The sequence below is a fragment of the Enterobacter cloacae complex sp. HYC003_NIDB genome (genome assembly GCF_056673375.1).
Map to the genome: position 1 here is coordinate 4,276,207 of NZ_CP114220.1, position 17,860 is coordinate 4,294,066.

At 53.7% G+C, this 17,860-nt stretch carries 18 protein-coding genes and 1 tRNA gene; 6 read left to right on the forward strand and 13 right to left on the reverse strand.

Annotated features, from left to right (window positions below):
• Window positions 1–23 precede the first annotated feature (23 nt).
• Genes O1722_RS20470 through O1722_RS20485 form a run of 4 tightly spaced genes read right to left on the reverse strand, consistent with a single transcriptional unit; the run spans window position 24 to window position 1,575 of the window.
• Window positions 24–473: a hypothetical protein gene (locus O1722_RS20470; RefSeq protein WP_017694616.1), complete on the reverse strand. Its 450-nt coding sequence runs from the start codon at window positions 471–473 to the stop codon at window positions 24–26.
• Window positions 466–765 (reverse strand): derepression protein, encoded by a 300-nt coding sequence (locus tag O1722_RS20475; protein ID WP_017694617.1) that lies wholly within the window; start codon window positions 763–765, stop codon window positions 466–468. Before O1722_RS20475 ends, O1722_RS20470 begins: the two co-directional genes overlap by 8 nt.
• Window positions 758–1,312, reverse strand: coding sequence for a host cell division inhibitor Icd-like protein (locus tag O1722_RS20480; protein WP_045339587.1), 555 nt, complete (start codon window positions 1,310–1,312; stop codon window positions 758–760). The genes O1722_RS20475 and O1722_RS20480 overlap by 8 nt, the downstream gene beginning before the upstream one ends.
• Window positions 1,309–1,575, reverse strand: coding sequence for a helix-turn-helix transcriptional regulator (locus tag O1722_RS20485; protein ID WP_026094409.1), 267 nt, complete (start codon window positions 1,573–1,575; stop codon window positions 1,309–1,311). Before O1722_RS20485 ends, O1722_RS20480 begins: the two co-directional genes overlap by 4 nt.
• Before the next feature lie 550 nt (window positions 1,576–2,125).
• On the opposite strand from O1722_RS20485, the gene O1722_RS20490 reads away from it, so the two are divergent.
• Genes O1722_RS20490 through O1722_RS20500 form a run of 3 tightly spaced genes read left to right on the forward strand, consistent with a single transcriptional unit; the run spans window position 2,126 to window position 3,682 of the window.
• Window positions 2,126–2,869, forward strand: coding sequence for a hypothetical protein (locus tag O1722_RS20490; RefSeq protein ID WP_045339583.1), 744 nt, complete (start codon window positions 2,126–2,128; stop codon window positions 2,867–2,869).
• Between the two features lie 2 nt (window positions 2,870–2,871).
• On the forward strand, window positions 2,872–3,090 hold the full coding sequence (locus O1722_RS20495) for an ogr/Delta-like zinc finger family protein (RefSeq protein ID WP_023323621.1): 219 nt from the start codon (window positions 2,872–2,874) through the stop codon (window positions 3,088–3,090).
• A 28-nt stretch (window positions 3,091–3,118) separates the two neighbouring features.
• Window positions 3,119–3,682, forward strand: coding sequence for a phage polarity suppression protein (locus O1722_RS20500; RefSeq protein WP_045339581.1), 564 nt, complete (start codon window positions 3,119–3,121; stop codon window positions 3,680–3,682).
• A gap of 369 nt (window positions 3,683–4,051) precedes the next feature.
• On the opposite strand, the gene O1722_RS20505 is transcribed toward O1722_RS20500, so the two are convergent.
• From O1722_RS20505 to rraB, 6 genes are all read right to left on the reverse strand, one after another.
• Complete coding sequence (locus tag O1722_RS20505; RefSeq protein ID WP_127341080.1) at window positions 4,052–6,802, reverse strand: nSTAND1 domain-containing NTPase; 2,751 nt, start codon at window positions 6,800–6,802, stop codon at window positions 4,052–4,054.
• A 121-nt stretch (window positions 6,803–6,923) separates the two neighbouring features.
• A complete protein-coding gene (locus O1722_RS20510; protein ID WP_479954384.1) occupies window positions 6,924–8,177 on the reverse strand; it encodes a tyrosine-type recombinase/integrase in 1,254 nt (417 codons plus the stop codon).
• Window positions 8,178–8,340: 163 nt separating this feature from the next.
• Window positions 8,341–8,425, reverse strand: a tRNA-Leu gene (locus O1722_RS20515).
• Window positions 8,426–8,530: 105 nt separating this feature from the next.
• Window positions 8,531–9,253, reverse strand: a complete 723-nt coding sequence (locus O1722_RS20520) for a hypothetical protein (RefSeq protein WP_033487908.1) — start codon at window positions 9,251–9,253, stop codon at window positions 8,531–8,533.
• Between the two features lie 30 nt (window positions 9,254–9,283).
• Window positions 9,284–10,042, reverse strand: coding sequence for a tRNA isopentenyl-2-thiomethyl-A-37 hydroxylase MiaE (gene miaE, locus O1722_RS20525; protein ID WP_033487907.1), 759 nt, complete (start codon window positions 10,040–10,042; stop codon window positions 9,284–9,286).
• 46 nt (window positions 10,043–10,088) lie between these two features.
• Complete coding sequence (gene rraB / locus O1722_RS20530; protein ID WP_017694625.1) at window positions 10,089–10,514, reverse strand: ribonuclease E inhibitor RraB; 426 nt, start codon at window positions 10,512–10,514, stop codon at window positions 10,089–10,091.
• 99 nt (window positions 10,515–10,613) lie between these two features.
• Here rraB and argL point away from each other — a divergent pair, with 99 nt between their 5' ends.
• The 3 genes from argL to xynR all read left to right on the forward strand — a co-directional run bounded on the left by argL (window position 10,614) and on the right by xynR (window position 12,655).
• A complete protein-coding gene (gene argL, locus O1722_RS20535) occupies window positions 10,614–10,709 on the forward strand; it encodes a putative translational regulatory protein ArgL (RefSeq protein WP_213083700.1) in 96 nt (31 codons plus the stop codon).
• Window positions 10,679–11,683, forward strand: coding sequence for an ornithine carbamoyltransferase (gene argF / locus O1722_RS20540; protein ID WP_033487906.1), 1,005 nt, complete (start codon window positions 10,679–10,681; stop codon window positions 11,681–11,683). Before argL ends, argF begins: the two co-directional genes overlap by 31 nt.
• 213 nt (window positions 11,684–11,896) lie before the next feature.
• Window positions 11,897–12,655 carry a DNA-binding transcriptional repressor XynR gene (gene xynR, locus O1722_RS20545; RefSeq protein ID WP_033487905.1) on the forward strand — a complete coding sequence of 253 codons (759 nt, stop codon included), beginning with the start codon at window positions 11,897–11,899 and terminating at the stop codon, window positions 12,653–12,655.
• Between the two features lie 4 nt (window positions 12,656–12,659).
• Here the strand turns inward: xynR and O1722_RS20550 are convergent, their stop codons facing one another.
• From O1722_RS20550 to yagF, 3 genes are all read right to left on the reverse strand, one after another.
• A complete protein-coding gene (locus O1722_RS20550; protein WP_033487904.1) occupies window positions 12,660–14,270 on the reverse strand; it encodes a glycoside hydrolase family 43 protein in 1,611 nt (536 codons plus the stop codon).
• 11 nt (window positions 14,271–14,281) lie between these two features.
• Entirely contained in the window at window positions 14,282–15,664 is a 1,383-nt protein-coding gene (locus O1722_RS20555; protein WP_032652345.1) for an MFS transporter, read from the reverse strand.
• Window positions 15,665–15,890: 226 nt separating this feature from the next.
• Window positions 15,891–17,858 carry a xylonate dehydratase YagF gene (yagF, locus tag O1722_RS20560; protein ID WP_033487903.1) on the reverse strand — a complete coding sequence of 656 codons (1,968 nt, stop codon included), beginning with the start codon at window positions 17,856–17,858 and terminating at the stop codon, window positions 15,891–15,893.
• Window positions 17,859–17,860 lie beyond the last annotated feature (2 nt).

The following is a 17,860-nucleotide window of genomic DNA, read 5'->3' on the forward strand; positions in this document are numbered from 1 at the left end:
TAATATTCGTTATCGTTTTGTAATTACAGATAATGGCGGTAGCTGTTATCCGGTTTTATTTCCGTTTCCGGCCTGAAATTATTTCGCCATTTATACGCCACTGGTGCCGGGCGTTTAACCGGGGGAATATCGTCAGGATATTTATCGATATTCCGCACCCGGTATTTCTGTAATTCCGGGTCTGCGGCAAGCTCACTCAGAACAGCATGGCGGTTTTCAGGACTGCGTTTAAATACGTCGGGAGACTCGCAGGTAAATTCACGCAAAAAACGACCGAGTGGAATTTCTGCCATATCACCAGTAGCGATAATACGAATGAGGATGGTGTAGGTGCGCCGGTAGGGATTCCAGACTTGCCCCGGGCAGCGGTACGGCATATCCCATGGAATACCGTCGGCCAGAATGCCTGACACCACCACGTCAGGAAAGCCTGAACAACGGTATGTTTCACCCGGCTGAGGGAAATCAAACATGGTGCTCCCCTCCGTTCCCCGATGTCGTGGCGAGAAAGTCACGGCACAGGCCTTTGGCTTTCAGCTCTTCCAGTACGTAGCTAACGTCCTCATGGATATAACTAAAAATCTGCGGCAGGTATAGCTGGTGTAGACCGTTCAGTTCACGGTGCAGCAAATCTCCACCAATGAACTGTGAGACGGCGCTTGCGCGATTGAGTTTATGATACGCCTCTATGCTGAGGTGTTCCTGCATGGGGTTAAGGTCATCACGACGCGCTGAGACGGTCTGAGGTGTGTTTTTATTAGGCATGTGACACCTCCACAACCGGCAGACGGGCGGCAAGGGAAAGCACGTATTCGCGGACAAGGGTGCGACGGGCGGCCAGCTCGTCACCGGCAATGGTGCGGAGCATACAGATACGGGGCTTACGGTCTGCGCGACGGACGGCGGCAAACACAAAGACAAACTGCGGGTGTGACGGGGTGAGGGTCGTAGCCATAGGGGCAACCTCCTTGAAGTAGCGGTTATTGCTACCACCAGAGTTCCTACACTCATGGGTGGTAGCCCGGACGGGGGTAGGAATACCGGCCTTCAAGGAAACCGGCCAGCCCGAGGGCTGCCCCGCCCGGACCACCATTATCTGATACAGGCTGGTGTGAAACCACCACAGCCCAAAAATAAGGTGTGCCTGAGCAACGACGTAAAAAAAGACGCATGGCGCGTCTGGTGTCGCCTTGAAGTAACACGGGTTCCTACGCCCGGCTGTCGATTTTGCGACAGCGACAAAACTGTACCAGGAAACACACAACAGATGCAAGCCAGAAAAAGGGGCTTTGTGAAAACGGTTCTGATTCATGCGTTGTATTTCCGGTTACGGTGGGCGATACGTTCTTCCATCCACGCCGTGATTTCAGATTGTAGCCAAGCGACATTCTTACCCCCGAGGGAAACCTGAGCCGGGAAAGCATCACGGGCAATTAAATCGTAGAGCGTGGAGCGGGACAGGCCGCACTGATGAATTACTTCCGGAAGACGTAAAAAACGTTCCTGAGCCGGGGATGAAACCGGCATCGGGTGCGTGCCAGTGTGGGTCGATAGTGCTGATGAAACTGTATGCATAACGCTACCTCGTTAATATCCGCAGAGATCCGGACGTTTCCGTCCGGTATCAGGTAGCGCTCTATTTTGTGAATATTTTGGTCTGATGCAACAAGTGAATTTTGTATGAGGCATGGCACAGACTGTCTGAATTTTGAGCAGCAAAATTTCAAATTGCTTTAAATGACTTTAAATGGCTTCAGGCGGAAATAAGAATTTATCTTCGATTAATTACACCTATGGTTATATGTTAATTAATAGAAATTAACGTAATTATGAGGCAATGCTAAATTTCTATAGCGTGAACAGTTGGTGAACAGTTGGTGAACAGTCACAACCTCAACTGTTCACCCCTTATCTTACTGTATTAATTGTCTTTTTTTTTCAGTGAACAGTGGTGAATAGTTATAAGTAAAAAAACAAACGATGAGTAAGGTTTTGCTGAGACCTTTCTCTGGCCAGCCGGGTTTTGAGTGCTGTTTGTGCCAGAACTGCCACAACTGCAATGAATCGAGATGTTGTGTGATGAAGGGCAGAATCATTACAGGTTGAATAAACGGAGAGCCTGAACATGAAACCCGAAACACTCATCACCGCCCTGCAAGATGTAGCCGCTCAGCAGTACGCAGAGAACAGTCCGCACATCACCGACAAGCTGAGCGCATTCACTGCTGCCAGAGACACCCACGCGGCCAGCATGCAGGCGCTGAAAGAGATTGATACGTCCATTGAACGCTGTAAGCAGGAGCGGCAGACAGCCCTCGATGAGAGCGCTGAGGCGGAGCAGGACTGGCGCAGCCGCTTTCGCACCCTGCGCGGCAGTCTCACGCCTGAAATGAAAGCTGAGCACAGCAGGCGTATCGCCAGTCGCGAGCTGGCCGACGAGTTTACCGGCCTGATTGCGGAGCTGGAGACTGACCGGACACGCGCCATGCTGAATGCCTGCTCCACCGGCAATAAATACCTTTCAGCGCATGAAGATGCCTTTACCGCTTACGCCGGTGCGGAATGGGCTCAGGCTGTCAATGCGGTTCCTGTCACCCTCATCCGCGCTTTCCTGCTGCGCATTCGTGCCCTCGAAATGAAGGGAGAAAGCGCCCCGCAGTCCGTGGCCACTGGCGAGCTGCGCGATGCGCTGAGCCGTCAGGGCAGCCTGTATCACTTCGATATGACGCAGGAGCAGGTGTTGTCCGTGACGGACATGCACCGGCCGCAGATTACTGACGTTGATACGGAGCTGTTACGCAGCCCTGCGAAGAGAATGATGCTTGCCAGAAAGCTGGCTGAAAATGGCGAGACAGAAGCGGAGGGGTAAGCATGTTTCACTGCCCGTTCTGCAAAACCAGCGCGCATTCCCGCACCAGTCGCTATCTGTCCGATAACGTCAAACAGCGCTATCACCAGTGCATGAACATCGAGTGCTCGGCCACGTTCCGCACGCTTGAATCCATCGACGGGGTTATTCGTTCACCGGTGACAGAGCCGGTTATCCCGCTACCCGCACCGGCGGCCACCGTTAACCGTGCCGGTGCGTAAGCACGGCCAGTCATCAGGAGAAACATACGTGACCACACTGACGCTACAGAAAGCCTTTGAGGCCTGTCAGGCAAATAAATCCGCCTGGCTGCAACGCAGGGAAGAACTGACGCAGGCCGAACAGGCATACCGCGAACAGCTTGCCGGCAGCGGCCACAGCGGCCGGAGCCTGCAAACCCTGCGCGAGATTATCGACGTGAAAAAATGGGAAATTAATCAGGCTGCCGGTCGCTATATCCGCTCGCATGAGGAGGTGCAGCGCATCAGTATCCGCGACCGTTTAAATGATTTTATGCAGGTGCACGGCGCGGAGCTGGCCGCCGCCCTTGCCCCTGAACTGATGAATTATCCCGGGCAACACCCCGCCGTTCAGCGCTGCGCCATGCAGCACTCACTCAACTATCTGCGCGAGGCGCTACAGCTCTGGCTGGTCGCCGGTGAAAAAATTAATTATTCGGCGCAGGATAATGACATTTTAACGGCCATCGGATTCAGACCTGACGCGGCTTCGTGCGATGATAGTCGTGAAAAATTCACGCCTGCACAGAACCTGAATTACACCCGCCGCCGTGCAGAACTGGCCGTGCAGTAGTCCGCTTAAAAATCCCCGAAAACCCCGCCATTTTTACGTATAAAAGCCATGCATGCATAGGTGCATGGTTTTGCATGCGTTTTAACGACACTGAATTCCCCGCCAGCGCCAGCACTGGCGCACCCTGAGGCCGATCATGCATCTGCATTAAAAGCGCCCCCTTAAGCGGGCAGGCGGGGCGGGGAGAGCATTGCGCGCCAGCGCATACACAAAATACATATAGCCCCGCAACTATTTTCAAAAAAACAGTAACCCCTTCTTGCTAAAGAAGATACTCTTACCTTTATCATTATTTAACTAATACTCTATGAAAAATGCTGTGCGATGAAATAAATCGCACAGCTGATACTAACCTTTGATACTATAGAGCTAGCCTTGTTGATTAATTAAATTGATCTCGCTTGCACTTATTGCTTTTCCATTCTGACGACTGACGCCATCCACAGGTTTAAAAGCAACATTTTGCCCAATACTTAATGAGCACCATTCACTCCAATCTCCATTTTTAAGATGCTCAAAATGCAAGAAGTAATCCTGACCATCTTTGCTACAGAATATATATGGTGAGTTTCTTTCCTTTTTCCTCGGGATATTTGAAATAGGTGCGATAATATACCCCCTCTCACTTAATTCATCTGAGTCAAACTTATCTGATGATGAGTTTCTAAATAAGTAACTAGTGTTTATTTTAGAGAATGGATTATCCCTCGCTGGCATAGTGGATAGTTTATTCAAAAGTTTTGAAATCTCGTCATCACTACTTATATCCACAGACTGTACAACATTACTTAAATGACGTGAAATGAAATCTATAGATTGTGATAGGAATTTTTCATTAGAGATACATTCTTTATTATTTAAAGCATGTGCTATTTCGTTAAATATATTTTTGGTTTGATCGCACGCTGGTTTTATATAACCATCCTCTCTAATAACATCATCCATTATACTCATTGATCTTGATAACAAATCTATAGCACGGGTAGGTTCAGATGTCGCAATGCCCTCGGCTTCTCTTTTATAAGCAGTTGCTCTGAACACTCCTACCAAACCTCTGGACTGCTTAAGCTTTTTCCATTCTTTGCTATTTTCTAAAATTTCTGGGTATTTATGATCATACAATAATGAGAGGTAGTATCCATTAAATATTCTCTGAGTAAATTCTGATGAATATTCGTCCTCATTCACCCACCCACAATCGATGAGTTGTTTATAAATTTTATTAGCTCCAGGGTAATCCTGTTCAGAATGCAAATGCATTGCGAGAAAAATTTGAGCATTCACATCATCAGGATCTTGTTTTATAGCTAGCTCAAACTTATCCTTTGCTAATCCTGGAGCCCCGAGTGCAGAATACAAACGACCATAACTTCTATTAAAAATACTGAACTCTGAATATACATGTTCTGCATCTTTAAACCTCTTCATTAGCTCTATTGCTTTTGAATTAGATAATGTAAAGCCTTTGAAAGAACGATTTAAAGATGTAATCAACACCTTTAATCCTTCATTAAGATTATTAGGTATATAGTTCCAGTGATAAGGAGGGATGCTATTTTTTATTTGATCATGTTCAATTTGTTTTGCAATAGTTTTTCTTTTTTGCAAATCAGATTGAAGCTGTGACCTTAAAATTACATTTCTAGGATTAGTGATAAGTATTTCACGAATGGACTCACTTAAGGAGTAGCTTTCACCATCATGAGTTACATTTCTCACCACTAAACTTGTATTGCTAAGCTGAGCAATACTTTCTGCAACTTCATCCATCGACAAAGTTAAAAACTCGCAAAGGGTAGCTCTGTTTAAATCATTAGAAATGAACAAACACTCAAGTATGTTTATCGAGTTTTCACTCAGAGCATCAATAAGATTACTAAAGGAGAAAGAAGCAATTTCTTTATTTGCAACATTTATTGAATCTGGTATCTCTTTACCAGAGAAATAAAGATCAAGACTAAGTCTTATAGCCAAAGGATTAAAATGACAATTCTTAACTAAATTAGCGAGAACATTATCATCAAGTGTTCTTATATTTTTTCTTGACATATAAATTTTAGAAAGAGTTAGTGCAAATCTTTCCTGCAAGGGCTCAAGAGTAATGATGCTTGCATTGTTTATAGTAATACGACTAGTAATTAACAACCGCCAAGCCGCTGGTAAAGTGTTGCAAAAATCTTGAAACTCAGTTGTTGAATTAGTTATAAGGGTCTCTAAGTTATCTATGAAAAGAAGAATTCTTTCATCCTCTTTCTTTTTCATTAAATCTTCAAAAGATTCTAATGAAACATCGTATATTTTCTCGGCCTCAATAGTAATCAACTTACGCAATTCCATTAATGATTCTATTGAATTGAGCTTCTGAACGCCTTCGTAAGTCAGCTTTTCTGTTTTTAAGGTTGAGAAAATACAACAGTCTATATATTCTTTAGTTTCAGGTTGTTTAACTTTTGAGGACAGTAACTCAAGAGCAAGTGAAGTTTTTCCAATTCCACCCGGTGCTACTAGAGCGATGTTTGCAATCCTTTTGTTTTTTAATAACTCAAGAAGTTTTTTCTCTTCTTGTTTTCTACCAACTAAACCTGTTATGGCATGCTCAAAAACAACGGGTAAGTTATTTGGAATCTCCCAAAGAGTTTTATTCAACCATTCATCAGGCGGATCAAGTAATTCATTTCGCTCTGCAGAAATTAATGATTTCCGCACACTAGTCATTCCAAGAATATCAATTAGCGGGTCTGATGCGATAGCAGCAGTTTTGTACCAAAATGAATCAATAAACTTTCTATTAGGATGTGAAATTACATTACGAACATGATACATGCCGTAGAGAATAAACAATTCTCTAAGATCTAGCAGGTATGAGTTTACCGAAGTATCCTTAGTAATTTCTAGAATTATATTAAACAACTCATCTATATAAGTTGCTTCGATAACATCAGAAGCTTTCTTTAAATTACTAAGTTGGCTTCTTTGATTTTCCCGAGCAGTAATAGCCTTTATCATCTCCTCAGGAAACTCATCCAATGAAACTTCAGTATTTAAGATATAATTCCCCAAAGACTGCTCTAATTCATGAAGCACCATCGCTGTTCTTCGACGGTTAAGACTTGAATCCATATAGACCTCACACCCCAAATAAGAAAATTCTTAAATAACATAACCATATGAAAAATTCAAACGCAATCCATTGAAATGGAGATCGTAGTCTTGAAAAGGGTTGATTATAAACACTCAAATTCTATCTTTTCGCAAATTCATAGGGTGTAATGCTGTTGGATTTATTCGCATCCAGATAGTCAGCCCACCACTGGATCATCAATCGGCGTTCGTCTAAATGTTCTGAGGTATGAATGTAAGCCGCACGTACATTGTTTCGTTCAGAGTGACTTAGCTGGCGCTCAATCGCGTCATCGCTCCACAACCCTGACTCACCCAAAGCACCGCGCGCCATTGTTCTAAATCCATGCCCGCAGACCTCAGTTTTCGTGTCATATCCCATCGCACGCAATGCGCTGTTTACCGTGTTTTCACTCATAACCTTAGTTGCGTCATGATCACCCGGAAAAAGCAGCTCTTTATCACCACTAATCTGCTTTAACTGGTCTAACAAAATCATCGCCTGTCGACTAAGCGGAACGATATGCTCCTCTTTCATTTTCATGCCACGGTACGAGTAACGCACACCCTTAATTTCCTCTCGTTTTGCAGGTACTCGCCAGAGAGATTTATCGAAGTCGAACTCATCCCAACGCGCGAAACGTAACTCACTGGAACGCACAAAAGTTAGTAAGGAAAGCTCGACCGCGATCCGTGTCATTACACGGCCACGATAAGCAGCAAGACGAGCAAGAAACTCAGGGAACCGGCTAGAGGGTAAAGCGGGGTAATGTCGCGCTTTGGTTGTTGATAGCGCACCGGCCATATCACTGGCTGGATTTGAGTCGATGTAATCGTTCTGTACGGCATAACGCATAATAGCCGTAACACGCTGCTGAAGACGCTGCGCAACATCATGCTTACCACTGGCATCAACTTTTTTAATAGGGGCTAACAGGTGGCTAGTTTTGAGCTGGCGAATGTCGGACGAGCCGATATGAGGGAAGATATAAAGCTCAAGATAGCGAAGAACGCGCGCTCTATGGTCTTCACTCCAGCGCTTGTTACTGGCATGCCATTCACGAGCGATGGTTTCGAAAGTATATGCCCCCAAATTCTCGGCCTGAGCTTCTTCCTGTTCGGCTTTAGGATCAATGCCCTGCACTAGCAGCTTTTTAGCTTCGTCGCGCTTTGCTCTAGCCTGAGCAAGCGTCACAGTTGGCCAAACACCAAAAGCGAGGCGATCCTCTTTTTTGTCAGAGGGGCGTCGGTATTTCATGCGCCAGTATTTAGAACCCTTGGCCGAAACCTCGAGATACAAACCGCCGCCATCGGCCATTTTGTAGGTTTTGTCTTTTGGCTTTGCGGTCTCGACCTGTCTGGCGTTGAGCTTCATTTGGGGGCACATTTCTAATCGAAGTTAAGATGCCCCCAATTATGCCCCCAATGACATCCGGATTTCAACGGACAACCTCGGACGACTCAGGACGTAAAAATCGCTGCAAGCATTGATTTTTAAGGGATAATTGGACTTTCTAGGATGGTCTTGGAAGTACTAATGGTGCCGAAGGCCGGACTCGAACCGGCACGTATTTCTACGGTTGATTTTGAATCAACTGCGTCTACCGATTTCGCCACTTCGGCACTGAAGGGGATGCGGAAACGTTGTGGATTATACCTGTCGCGCGCCGCCATGCAAGCGACGACGCGCTAAACCCGCGCTAAGTGCCCAAAAAACCAGCGCTACCGTCACTCCAGCTCAGACACCGCCAGCCGAATCACCCCCGCCGCCTTCTGCTCCGGCAGCGCCAGCACCTTCGCCCACATCTCCTGCACCATATCGCAGGAGAGCTTCTCTTTACCCACCGCCTTCTCCGGCATCTGCAACAGCTGGATATCCTCGCCGTACTTATCGGCTAGTTGTTTCATAATCGGCCGGACATCCTCGACAGCCGCCTCGCGTTCGGCTTGCGTCACGGTGTGGTGGTTTTTACCGTAGGCCGCGCGCATCATGTCGGCGTCGGCCTGCATGCGCCGCGCCATCAGGTCTTTATCCAGCATGCGCATCGGGTTCACGCCGCCCTTCACCATCGGGTAGAGGAAGCGGAAGCAGGCGTCGTCGCTCACCTTCTGGATGGCGGCAGTCTGCTCCATGTTGATGGTCATGTAGTTCACCACGTTGGCGTCCGGCGCGTTTTGCAGGCGCGACATCTGCAAATGCAGGATCTGCGGCTGGATGGTGTCGATAATCTGCTGCTCCGGCTCGCCCGCTTTTTGCAGGGCTGCCATCTGGTCGAGGATGCGCTGATGCAGCGCGGGCTCCTGCTCCTTAATCACCTGCCAGGCAGGCATCGCGTTGAGGGTGGTATCAATCTGCGCTTCCGGAGCGCGTTGCCTGTCAAAGAACACCCAGAACGCCACGGCGGCGGCCGCGACAATAACAACGACCGTACTGATCCACGTTTTTTTCATCTCGCATCCTTATCCTTGAGTTGTGCCGGTTTACACCGGCACGCCGCTGTGGAAGCGAAACTCGTGGTCCGGTGTCGAGATAAGTGTGGCTTCAATTTCGCCAAAAAGCTGTATGCGCGGTGAGATATCGTCGTCGCTCACCTGCTGGGCCAGCGTCAGGTAGTCCTGATAATGGCGCGCTTCCGAGCGCAGCAGCGAGAGATAGAACTTCTGTAAGTCATCGTCGAGGAACGGGGCCAGCGCGGCGAAGCGTTCGCAGGAACGGGCTTCGATGTAGGCCCCGCAGATGAGCTTGTCGATCAGCATCAGCGGTTCGTGGGTGCGCACTTCCTTCAGCATCCCTTTGGCGTAGCGGCTGGCGGTGATTTTGACATACGGAATATCACGGGCCAGCATCGCCTCACGCACCTGCCAGAAATGGTGCAGCTCCTCTTTAATCAGCAGCACCATGCTGTCGATGAGCGCCTGGCCCCACGGGTCGTCGGTTTTGGGCATCACGCTTTTGCCAATCTGCTTGTGCAGGGCGATGAAGTCCGGCTCCGGGCCGTCGCGAAAGGTGAACTGTTCGTAAGGTTTGAGCCAGTCGAGCAGCGCGTCGGCACCACTTTCGTCGGCGACGTATTTACGCACCAGCAGCAGCGCGGTCTGGGCGGCCTTGAGCTCGCACACCATGTGGTCGGTGAGCAGCAGCGGCAGGTTCGCCGGGTCGCGGGCTTTATCAATCCATGCTTGCGGGGTCGGGCACTGGAGGAAGTTAAGTACGGGGGCGAGTATCTGCGGGTAATCCATGGTTCTGCCTTGAAAAAGCGGTGGCACGCGCCACCGCCTGAAACGCTTAGTGACGCACGCCGTCGTCGTCTTCGTCGACGTAATCTTCGTCGTCGCCTTCTTCGCCGTCTTCACCGTTCGGATCTTCGAAGTAGGTTCCCCAGCCGTCGTATTCCACTTCAAACTTCTCGGCCAGGTTCATCAGCTGTTCTACCTGCGCGTCGATCAGCTCCGCCTTCAGCGCGCCTTCGCTCAGGATGTCGCAGCAGATGACGGTGTCGCCCTCTTCCACTTCCAGCTCTTCCGGCTCGGTCACTTCGTAACCCAGCTTGAAGGCTTCCACGGCCATTTTTTCCAGCGCTTCAAAGTCGTCCGCAGAGAAATGGTGTTCGATGGTGTACAGCGCGTCCGGATCGCTACCGTCTTCCAGCAGCTCTTCAATAATCAGACGCGTCTCTTCGCGTTGCTCTTCCAGTAATTCCGGGTTTGCCATGGCTCAATCCTCTTTAAAGTGCGGCAGATACTTCTATTTTCACACACGGACGGGTTTGCCTCCACCTTTGTTGGAAAGATTTGTGAAACAGGGTTGCAAATGAATAATTACACATATAAAGTGAATTTTAATTCAATAAGTGGCGTTCGCCATGCGAGGATAAAATGTCTGATCTGTACAAGAAACACTTTCTGAAATTGCTCGACTTTACCCCTGCACAGTTCACTTCTCTGCTGACCCTTGCCGCACAGCTCAAAGCCGATAAAAAAAATGGCAAGGAAGTACAAAAACTTACCGGTAAAAACATCGCGCTCATCTTCGAAAAAGACTCAACCCGTACACGATGCTCTTTCGAAGTTGCCGCATTTGACCAGGGCGCGCGCGTCACCTATTTAGGGCCGAGCGGCAGCCAGATTGGGCATAAAGAATCAATTAAGGACACCGCGCGCGTGCTCGGGCGGATGTACGACGGCATTCAGTACCGCGGCCACGGCCAGGAAGTGGTCGAGACGCTGGCGCAGTATGCTGGCGTGCCGGTGTGGAACGGGCTGACCAACGAGTTCCACCCGACGCAGCTGCTGGCGGACCTGCTGACCATGCAGGAGCACCTGCCGGGCAAGGCGTTTAACGAGATGACGCTGGTCTACGCGGGCGACGCGCGCAACAACATGGGCAACTCGATGCTGGAAGCGGCGGCGCTGACCGGGCTGGATCTGCGTCTGGTGGCCCCGAAGGCCTGTTGGCCGGAAGAGAGCCTGGTGGCAGAGTGCAGCGCGCTGGCGGAAAAGCACGGCGGGAAAATCACCCTGACGGAAGACGTGGCGGCGGGCGTGAAGGGCGCGGACTTTATCTATACCGACGTGTGGGTGTCGATGGGCGAAGCCAAAGAGAAGTGGGCGGAGCGTATCGCGCTGCTGCGCGGGTATCAGGTGAACGCGCAGATGATGGCGCTCACCGGCAACCCGGACGTGAAGTTCCTGCACTGTCTGCCGGCGTTCCATAACGACCAGACCACGCTCGGCAAGCAGATGGCGAAAGAGTTCGATCTGCACGGCGGGATGGAAGTGACGGACGAGGTGTTTGAGTCGGCGGCGAGCATCGTGTTTGACCAGGCGGAAAACCGGATGCATACGATTAAGGCGGTGATGGTGGCGACGCTTGGGGGTTGAGTCCTCTGCGCGTTGGTGCCCTCACCCCGGCCCTCTCCCACAGGGAGAGGGAGAAAACCCAGCCCGTAGGCCCGTGCAAGCGCAGCGCCGCCGGGCAAATCAGGCGACGATGCGGCTGATGCCCTTTCTCCCACAACCCGCTCTACTCAATTGATTTTTCACCCCGAAAAAGGTACGTTTTCGCCTTAATTCCAGCGTGGACATACCAGCATTATGCCGATTATTCAGTCTGTTGAACGTGCGTTGCAGATCCTCGACCTGTTCAACGAGCAGGCCACCGAACTTAAGATCACCGACATCAGCAAACTGATGGGGCTGAGCAAGAGTACCCTCCACTCGCTGCTGAAAACCCTCCAGCTTCACGGCTATATCGATCAGAACCCGGAGAACGGTAAGTATCGCCTCGGCATGAAGCTGGTCGAACGCGGGCATTTTGTCGTGGGCTCTATCGATATTCGTCAGAAGGCGAAAGGCTGGCTGACGGAGCTGTCCCGGCGAACCGGGCAGACTACCCATCTGGGGATCCTGGACGGGCGTGAAGGGGTCTATATCGAGAAGATTGAAGGCAAGCTGGCCGCCATCGCCTATTCGCGCATCGGCCGCCGCCTGCCGGTTCACGCCACCGCCATCGGCAAGGTGTTGATTGCCTGGCTGGGCGAGCCCGAGCTGAACGCCCTGCTGGAGGGCTATCAGTACACTACCTTTACGCCTTCCACCCTCGCCTCTCGTGAAGCACTAATGAGTGCCCTGGCGCAGACCCGCGAGCAGGGCTATGCCCTGGATAGCGAAGAGAACGAGCAGGGCGTGCGCTGCGTGGCGGTGCCGGTGTGGAACCACGAGTCCCGCGTCATTGCTGCCCTGAGCCTGTCGACGCTGACCTCCCGCGTGGACGACGCAGAGCTGGCTAATTTCCGCGAGCAGCTTCAGCAGGCCGGGCTCCAGCTCTCACGCGCGCTGGGCTACCCGGCCTGAGCCGTCAGACCGGCTCGTAGGTGAAGTAGTCGAAGTCAGCGTGGCAGCCGTCGCCGCTGATGTCCTCGCAGTGCAGTCCCACAAACGCGCCGGTGAAGAAGCCGCGCCCGCCGATATAGTCATCCGACAGCTTCCACGCCTCATACGTCACCGGCACGGTGTGCCACGTCTCGCCGTCGAACGAGTAGCTGTAGCGGTAGACCAGCGCATCCACATCCACCCTTAGCCAGACGCTCTTCGCACTCTCCGGCACGGGAATGGGCTGCTCGTGCAGCGGCCACGACGGCACGTTGTGGTCGAGCTGAATAACCTTAATCGTTCTGCCCTGCCCCTCCTCGTAGTCCACAAAGCAGTAGCTCCAGTTTTTGCTGTTGTAGTAGCAGGTCAGCCCCGCGCTCTGCTGGAAGTGCACCGGCGAGAACTGCATCCGCGTCTCGGCCCGGAAGGTGAAGTGCTGCCAGCGGCGCGCCACGGTCGACTGGGTAAAGGTCGAGTTGAGCGAGTCGTTGCCGTATAACCGTAAATAGCCGGGGCGCGCGGTGAGCGAGCCGAGGGTGTCGTCGAACGGAATGCGCAGAGTCTGCAATTCAGGGTCAAGCGTGCTGCCGTCGAAATCATCCCGCCATCTACCCTGAACGGCGGCGGGCTGCTCCGCCACCTGCGGGCCTTTCACGGTCAGCTGCGCGTGCTTACCGCCCTCCACGTACGGCCAGCCATCGCGCCATTCAATGCGGGCGACGCCGGTCTCGCGCCCCAGCGGACAGTAGCCGCGTCCGCCAGAGGCCAGCAGCGGCACGCCGGGCAGGCGCAGCGGGCGGCTGGTAAGGTAGGCCATATACCACTCCCCGGTGTGGGTTTGCAGCAGCGAGCCGTGGCCGCTCTTTTGCAGCGGGTTCTCCGGCAGGTGCCAGCTGGTCATCATCGTCACGTCCGGGTGAAGCTCGTACGGCCCGTCGATGGTTTTTGCGCGCAGCACCACGACGGCGTGCTCGTAGCTGGTGCCGCCTTCGGCAACCATCAGGTAGTACCATCCCGCGTGGCGATAAAGATGCGCCCCTTCGGTGTAGCAGAGCGGCGTGCCGGTAAACAGCGTTTTGCGCTCGGGCGAGAGCGTGCCGGTCTGCGGGTCAAACTCCTGCATCACGATGGTGTTGTGCGGGTTGCTGTGATGGCGCGGCCCCCACGGGCGGTAGAGGTAGTATTTGCGGCCATCGTCGTCGTGGAACAGGGACGGATCGAACCCGCCGTTGCCCATCGGGACCGGCTCGCTCCATGGCCCCTCAATGGACGGCGCGGTGACGAGGAAGTTGCGGCCATTTTTCCACGGCGAATCGACAATCTTCACGTCGGTATAGAGCAGCCAGAATTTGCCGTCGGCGTAGCTCAGGCACGGCGCCCAGATACCGCCGGAGTCCGGGTTGCCCTTCATGTCCAGCATCGACACGCGGTCCAGCGGCGTGCTGACCAGCGACCAGTTTTTCAGGTCGCGGGAGTGATAGATGCGCACGCCCGGGAACCACTCGAAGGTCGAGGTGGCGATGTAGTAGTCCTCGCCCTGGCGGCACAGGGACGGGTCCGGGTTGAAGCCGGTGAGTATTGGGTTGGTGATTTGCATAGTGCCTCCGGTTAATGGGATGCGGCTGTCGCGGCGTCGGGAATGGCCTCGCCCTGCGCCGCGCGGTGCTTGATCAGCTGCTGGCTGATGGCCTCCACGCGGGCGTCGGTGAGCTTATAAAACGACAGCATGATGAACATGCCCGCATAGAGCACCACGGGCACCACGCAGAAGAGAATTTTGATGGTGGTGAGCACCTCGACCGGCTGCACGCTGCTGCTGGCGGAGTAGTTCACGTACGCCAGGATCCAGCCCACCACTGCCCCGCCAATCGCCAGGCCAATCTTCAGGCTGAACAGGTAGGTGGAGAACACCAGCCCGTCGAGGCGGCGCCCGCTGCGGCTCTCCTCGTAATCCACCACGTCAGAGGCCATCAGCCATTGCAGCGGCGTGGTGGTGTTAAAGACGAACAGGAACAGGATGTTGAGGGCGAAAATCAGGGCAATATGCTCCGCCGGCGTGAAGAAGATCAGCAGGCTAATCAGAGAGTAAGCGACGATGATCCACTTAAAGGCGGTGACGCGGTCGAAGCGGCCCAGCAGGCGGGAGGAGCAGAGCGAGCCGAACATGGTGGCGAGGCTGCCGTAAAGTAAAAACTGCGTCGCCATCTCCGGGTGATCCATCACGTATTTCACGAAGTAGAGCGTCGCCCCGCCGCGCACCACGTTAGAGCAGGTCGCCATCATCTTGAAGGCGCACATGATCCGCCACTGGCCGTTGCCCAGCAGCAGCTTAAGATCTTTCGCCACCGACGAACCAGGCTGCACTTCAAAGGTGTAGCGCTCTTTGGTGGTGAAGAAGCAGACATAAAGCAGGACTACGCCGCTCAGACCCAGCACGCACATGGCGCCGAAATAGCCCACCTGCTCGTTCCCTTTGCCGATGATGCTGACCAGCGGCAACGCGATGCCGCTGATGGCGAGCGACCCCGCGGCGGCGAGGAAGAAACGCCAGGACTGAAGGGCATGACGCTCTTTCGGGTCGGCGGTGATCACCCCCGGCATGGCACAGTACGGGACGTTAACGAAGGTGTAGACCAGAGTCAGCAGAATGTAGGTCACGCAGGCGTAGATGATTTTGCCCTGCGCGGAGAAGTCCGGCGTGTAGAAGGTTAGCATGCAGACGATGCCAAACGGGATGGCGCCCCACAGCAGGAACGGGCGGAACTGGCCGTGCCGCGTGCGGGTGCGGTCTACCAGCAGCCCCATCAGCGGATCGGTCACGGCGTCGAGCACGCGGGAAACTAAAAACAGCGTCCCCATTATGCCCGCGGAGAGACCGAACACGTCGGTGTAGAAATAGGCCAGCAGGAACATCGTGGCCTGCCAGACGAAGCCGCAGGCGGTATCACCCAGCCCGTAGCCAATTTTGTCTTTCATGGTTAATTGCGTCATCAGAATTACACCCTTATGTAGTGTGCTGAATTACAACATCGTGTTAATGGAGTGTAATGAGATGCTCAATTAACCAGCAATGGTCATATCTTATTTCTGAATTACGTTATTTCGCTTTTGTGACGCTATCGATATATCACAAGTCATTGTTTAAATTAGAAAATTAAAGACAAGCAAAAACCGCCCGCGGAATATTTTCCGCAGACGACTTTCTCTCAAAAAATAATTAAAGGCCGAGTGCTTTTTTACCGGCGTTAATTACCTCAATGATTTTATCGGTGTCATAAATACAGCCTTTCCAGGTGCCGCCACTCACGGACTGTAATGCCGCCCACAGCCGGGTATCATCCGGCAAAAAGTCGTGGGCGTGCAGGTCCGGGTGCGTCTGCCGCCGCGCCAGCTCGCGCGCCCCCTCTTCCGGCGTCAGCGGGTTGTCCGCGGTACCGATGAAGTTCACGCTACCGGTCAGAGTCAGGCGGTCCACGGCAATCTCAATGATGTCGTTATCGCGCAGCTTACCAATCGGCCCTCCCGCCAGCGCCTCCGGCGATACGTGGCCGAAGCAGGCGCCCGTCGACACGCCCGAGAAGCGCGCATCGGTGATGAGCGACACCGTCTTGCCCCACGAGATGTGCTTCAGCGCGGAGGTGAGCTGGTAGGTCTCTTCCATGCCAGTGCCGGACGGTCCACCGCCGATCACCACCATGATATCGCCCTGCGCAATCTCTTCCCGCTTTATGGCCTTGATGGCCTGCGCCTCCGAGACAAACACCCGCACCCGGCCGGTGTGGCGGTAAACGCCATCTTCACCCACCACCGACGGGTCGATCGCCGTGGCCTTGATCACCGATCCTTCCGGCGCGATGTTGCCCGTCGGGAAGCAGACCGTCGAGGTCAGCCCTTTCGCTTTTGCCTTCTCCGGCGGCAGGATCACGTCATCCGGCTCCACGCCGTCCTGCTCGCGCAGGCACTGGCGGAAGCGCGCCCGGCGCTCGGAGGCCTGCCACCAGTCAAGGTTCTCGCCGACCGTCTGGCCGGTCACGGTCATGGCATCCAGATGCAGCAGACCGAGATCGCGCAGGTGGAGCATCACCTCCGGCACGCCGCCCGCGAGGAAGGCACGCACGGTCGGATGGTAGTCCGGGCCGTTGGGCAGCACGCTCACCAGGCGCGGCACCCTGCGGTTAACGCGCGTCCAGTGCTCAACGTCCGGGATCGTGCAGCCCGCCGCGTGGGCGATGGCTGGAATGTGCAGCAGTAAATTAGTGGAGCCGCCGAACGCCGCGTGGATCACCATCGCGTTTTCGATGGCTTTGTCGGTGAGGATATCGCGCGTGGTGATGCCACGGTTATCCAGTTCACTGACCGCGCGTGCCGACTGGCGGGCGATCTCCAGCCACACCGCCTGCCCGGACGGCGCCAGTGCAGAGTGCGGCAGCGCCAGACCCAGCGCCTCCGCCACTACCTGCGAGGTGCCCGCCGTACCGAGGAACTGACACCCGCCGCCCGGCGACGCGCAGGCGCGACAGCCCAGCTCGGCGGCCTCCTGCAAGGAGAGCTCATGGTTGGCGAAGCGCGCGCCGATGGTCTGCACTTTGCCCGCATCTTCCCCCACGGTGGGCGGCAGCGTCGCCCCGCCCGGCACCAGAATGGTCGGCAGATCGTGCATGGAAGCCAGCGCAATCATGGTGGCGGGCAGCCCTTTATCGCAGGTTGCCACGCCGATCACCGCCCGGCGCGTCGGCAGGGAGCGGATCAGGCGGCGAAACACGATCGCCGCGTCGTTGCGGTACGGCAGGGAGTCGAACATGCCGTGCGTGCCCTGCGAGCGACCGTCGCACGGATCGCTGACGAAGGCGGCGAACGGGATCCCGCCGTTGCGGGTGATCTCCTTCGCCGCCGCCTGCATCTGCATGCCGATCTCCCAGTGTCCGGTGTGGTAGCCCAGCGCGACCGGGCGTCCGTCTCCGGCGCGGATGCCGCCCTGGGTGCCGATGATCAGCACCTCTTTGCCGGTGAGCTTGTTGGCATCCCAGCCCATCCCGGCGTTCTGCGTCATACCGAACAGGTTGCCGCTGGGGGATTCCATCAGCATCTGCGGGGTCAGCGGCAGCGTGCCCTGCGGCCCCGCCGCGTGGGTGATCACCGCATAAAACGCATCGTCCTGTGGGGTGAAAATTTTCTCAATGGTCATCG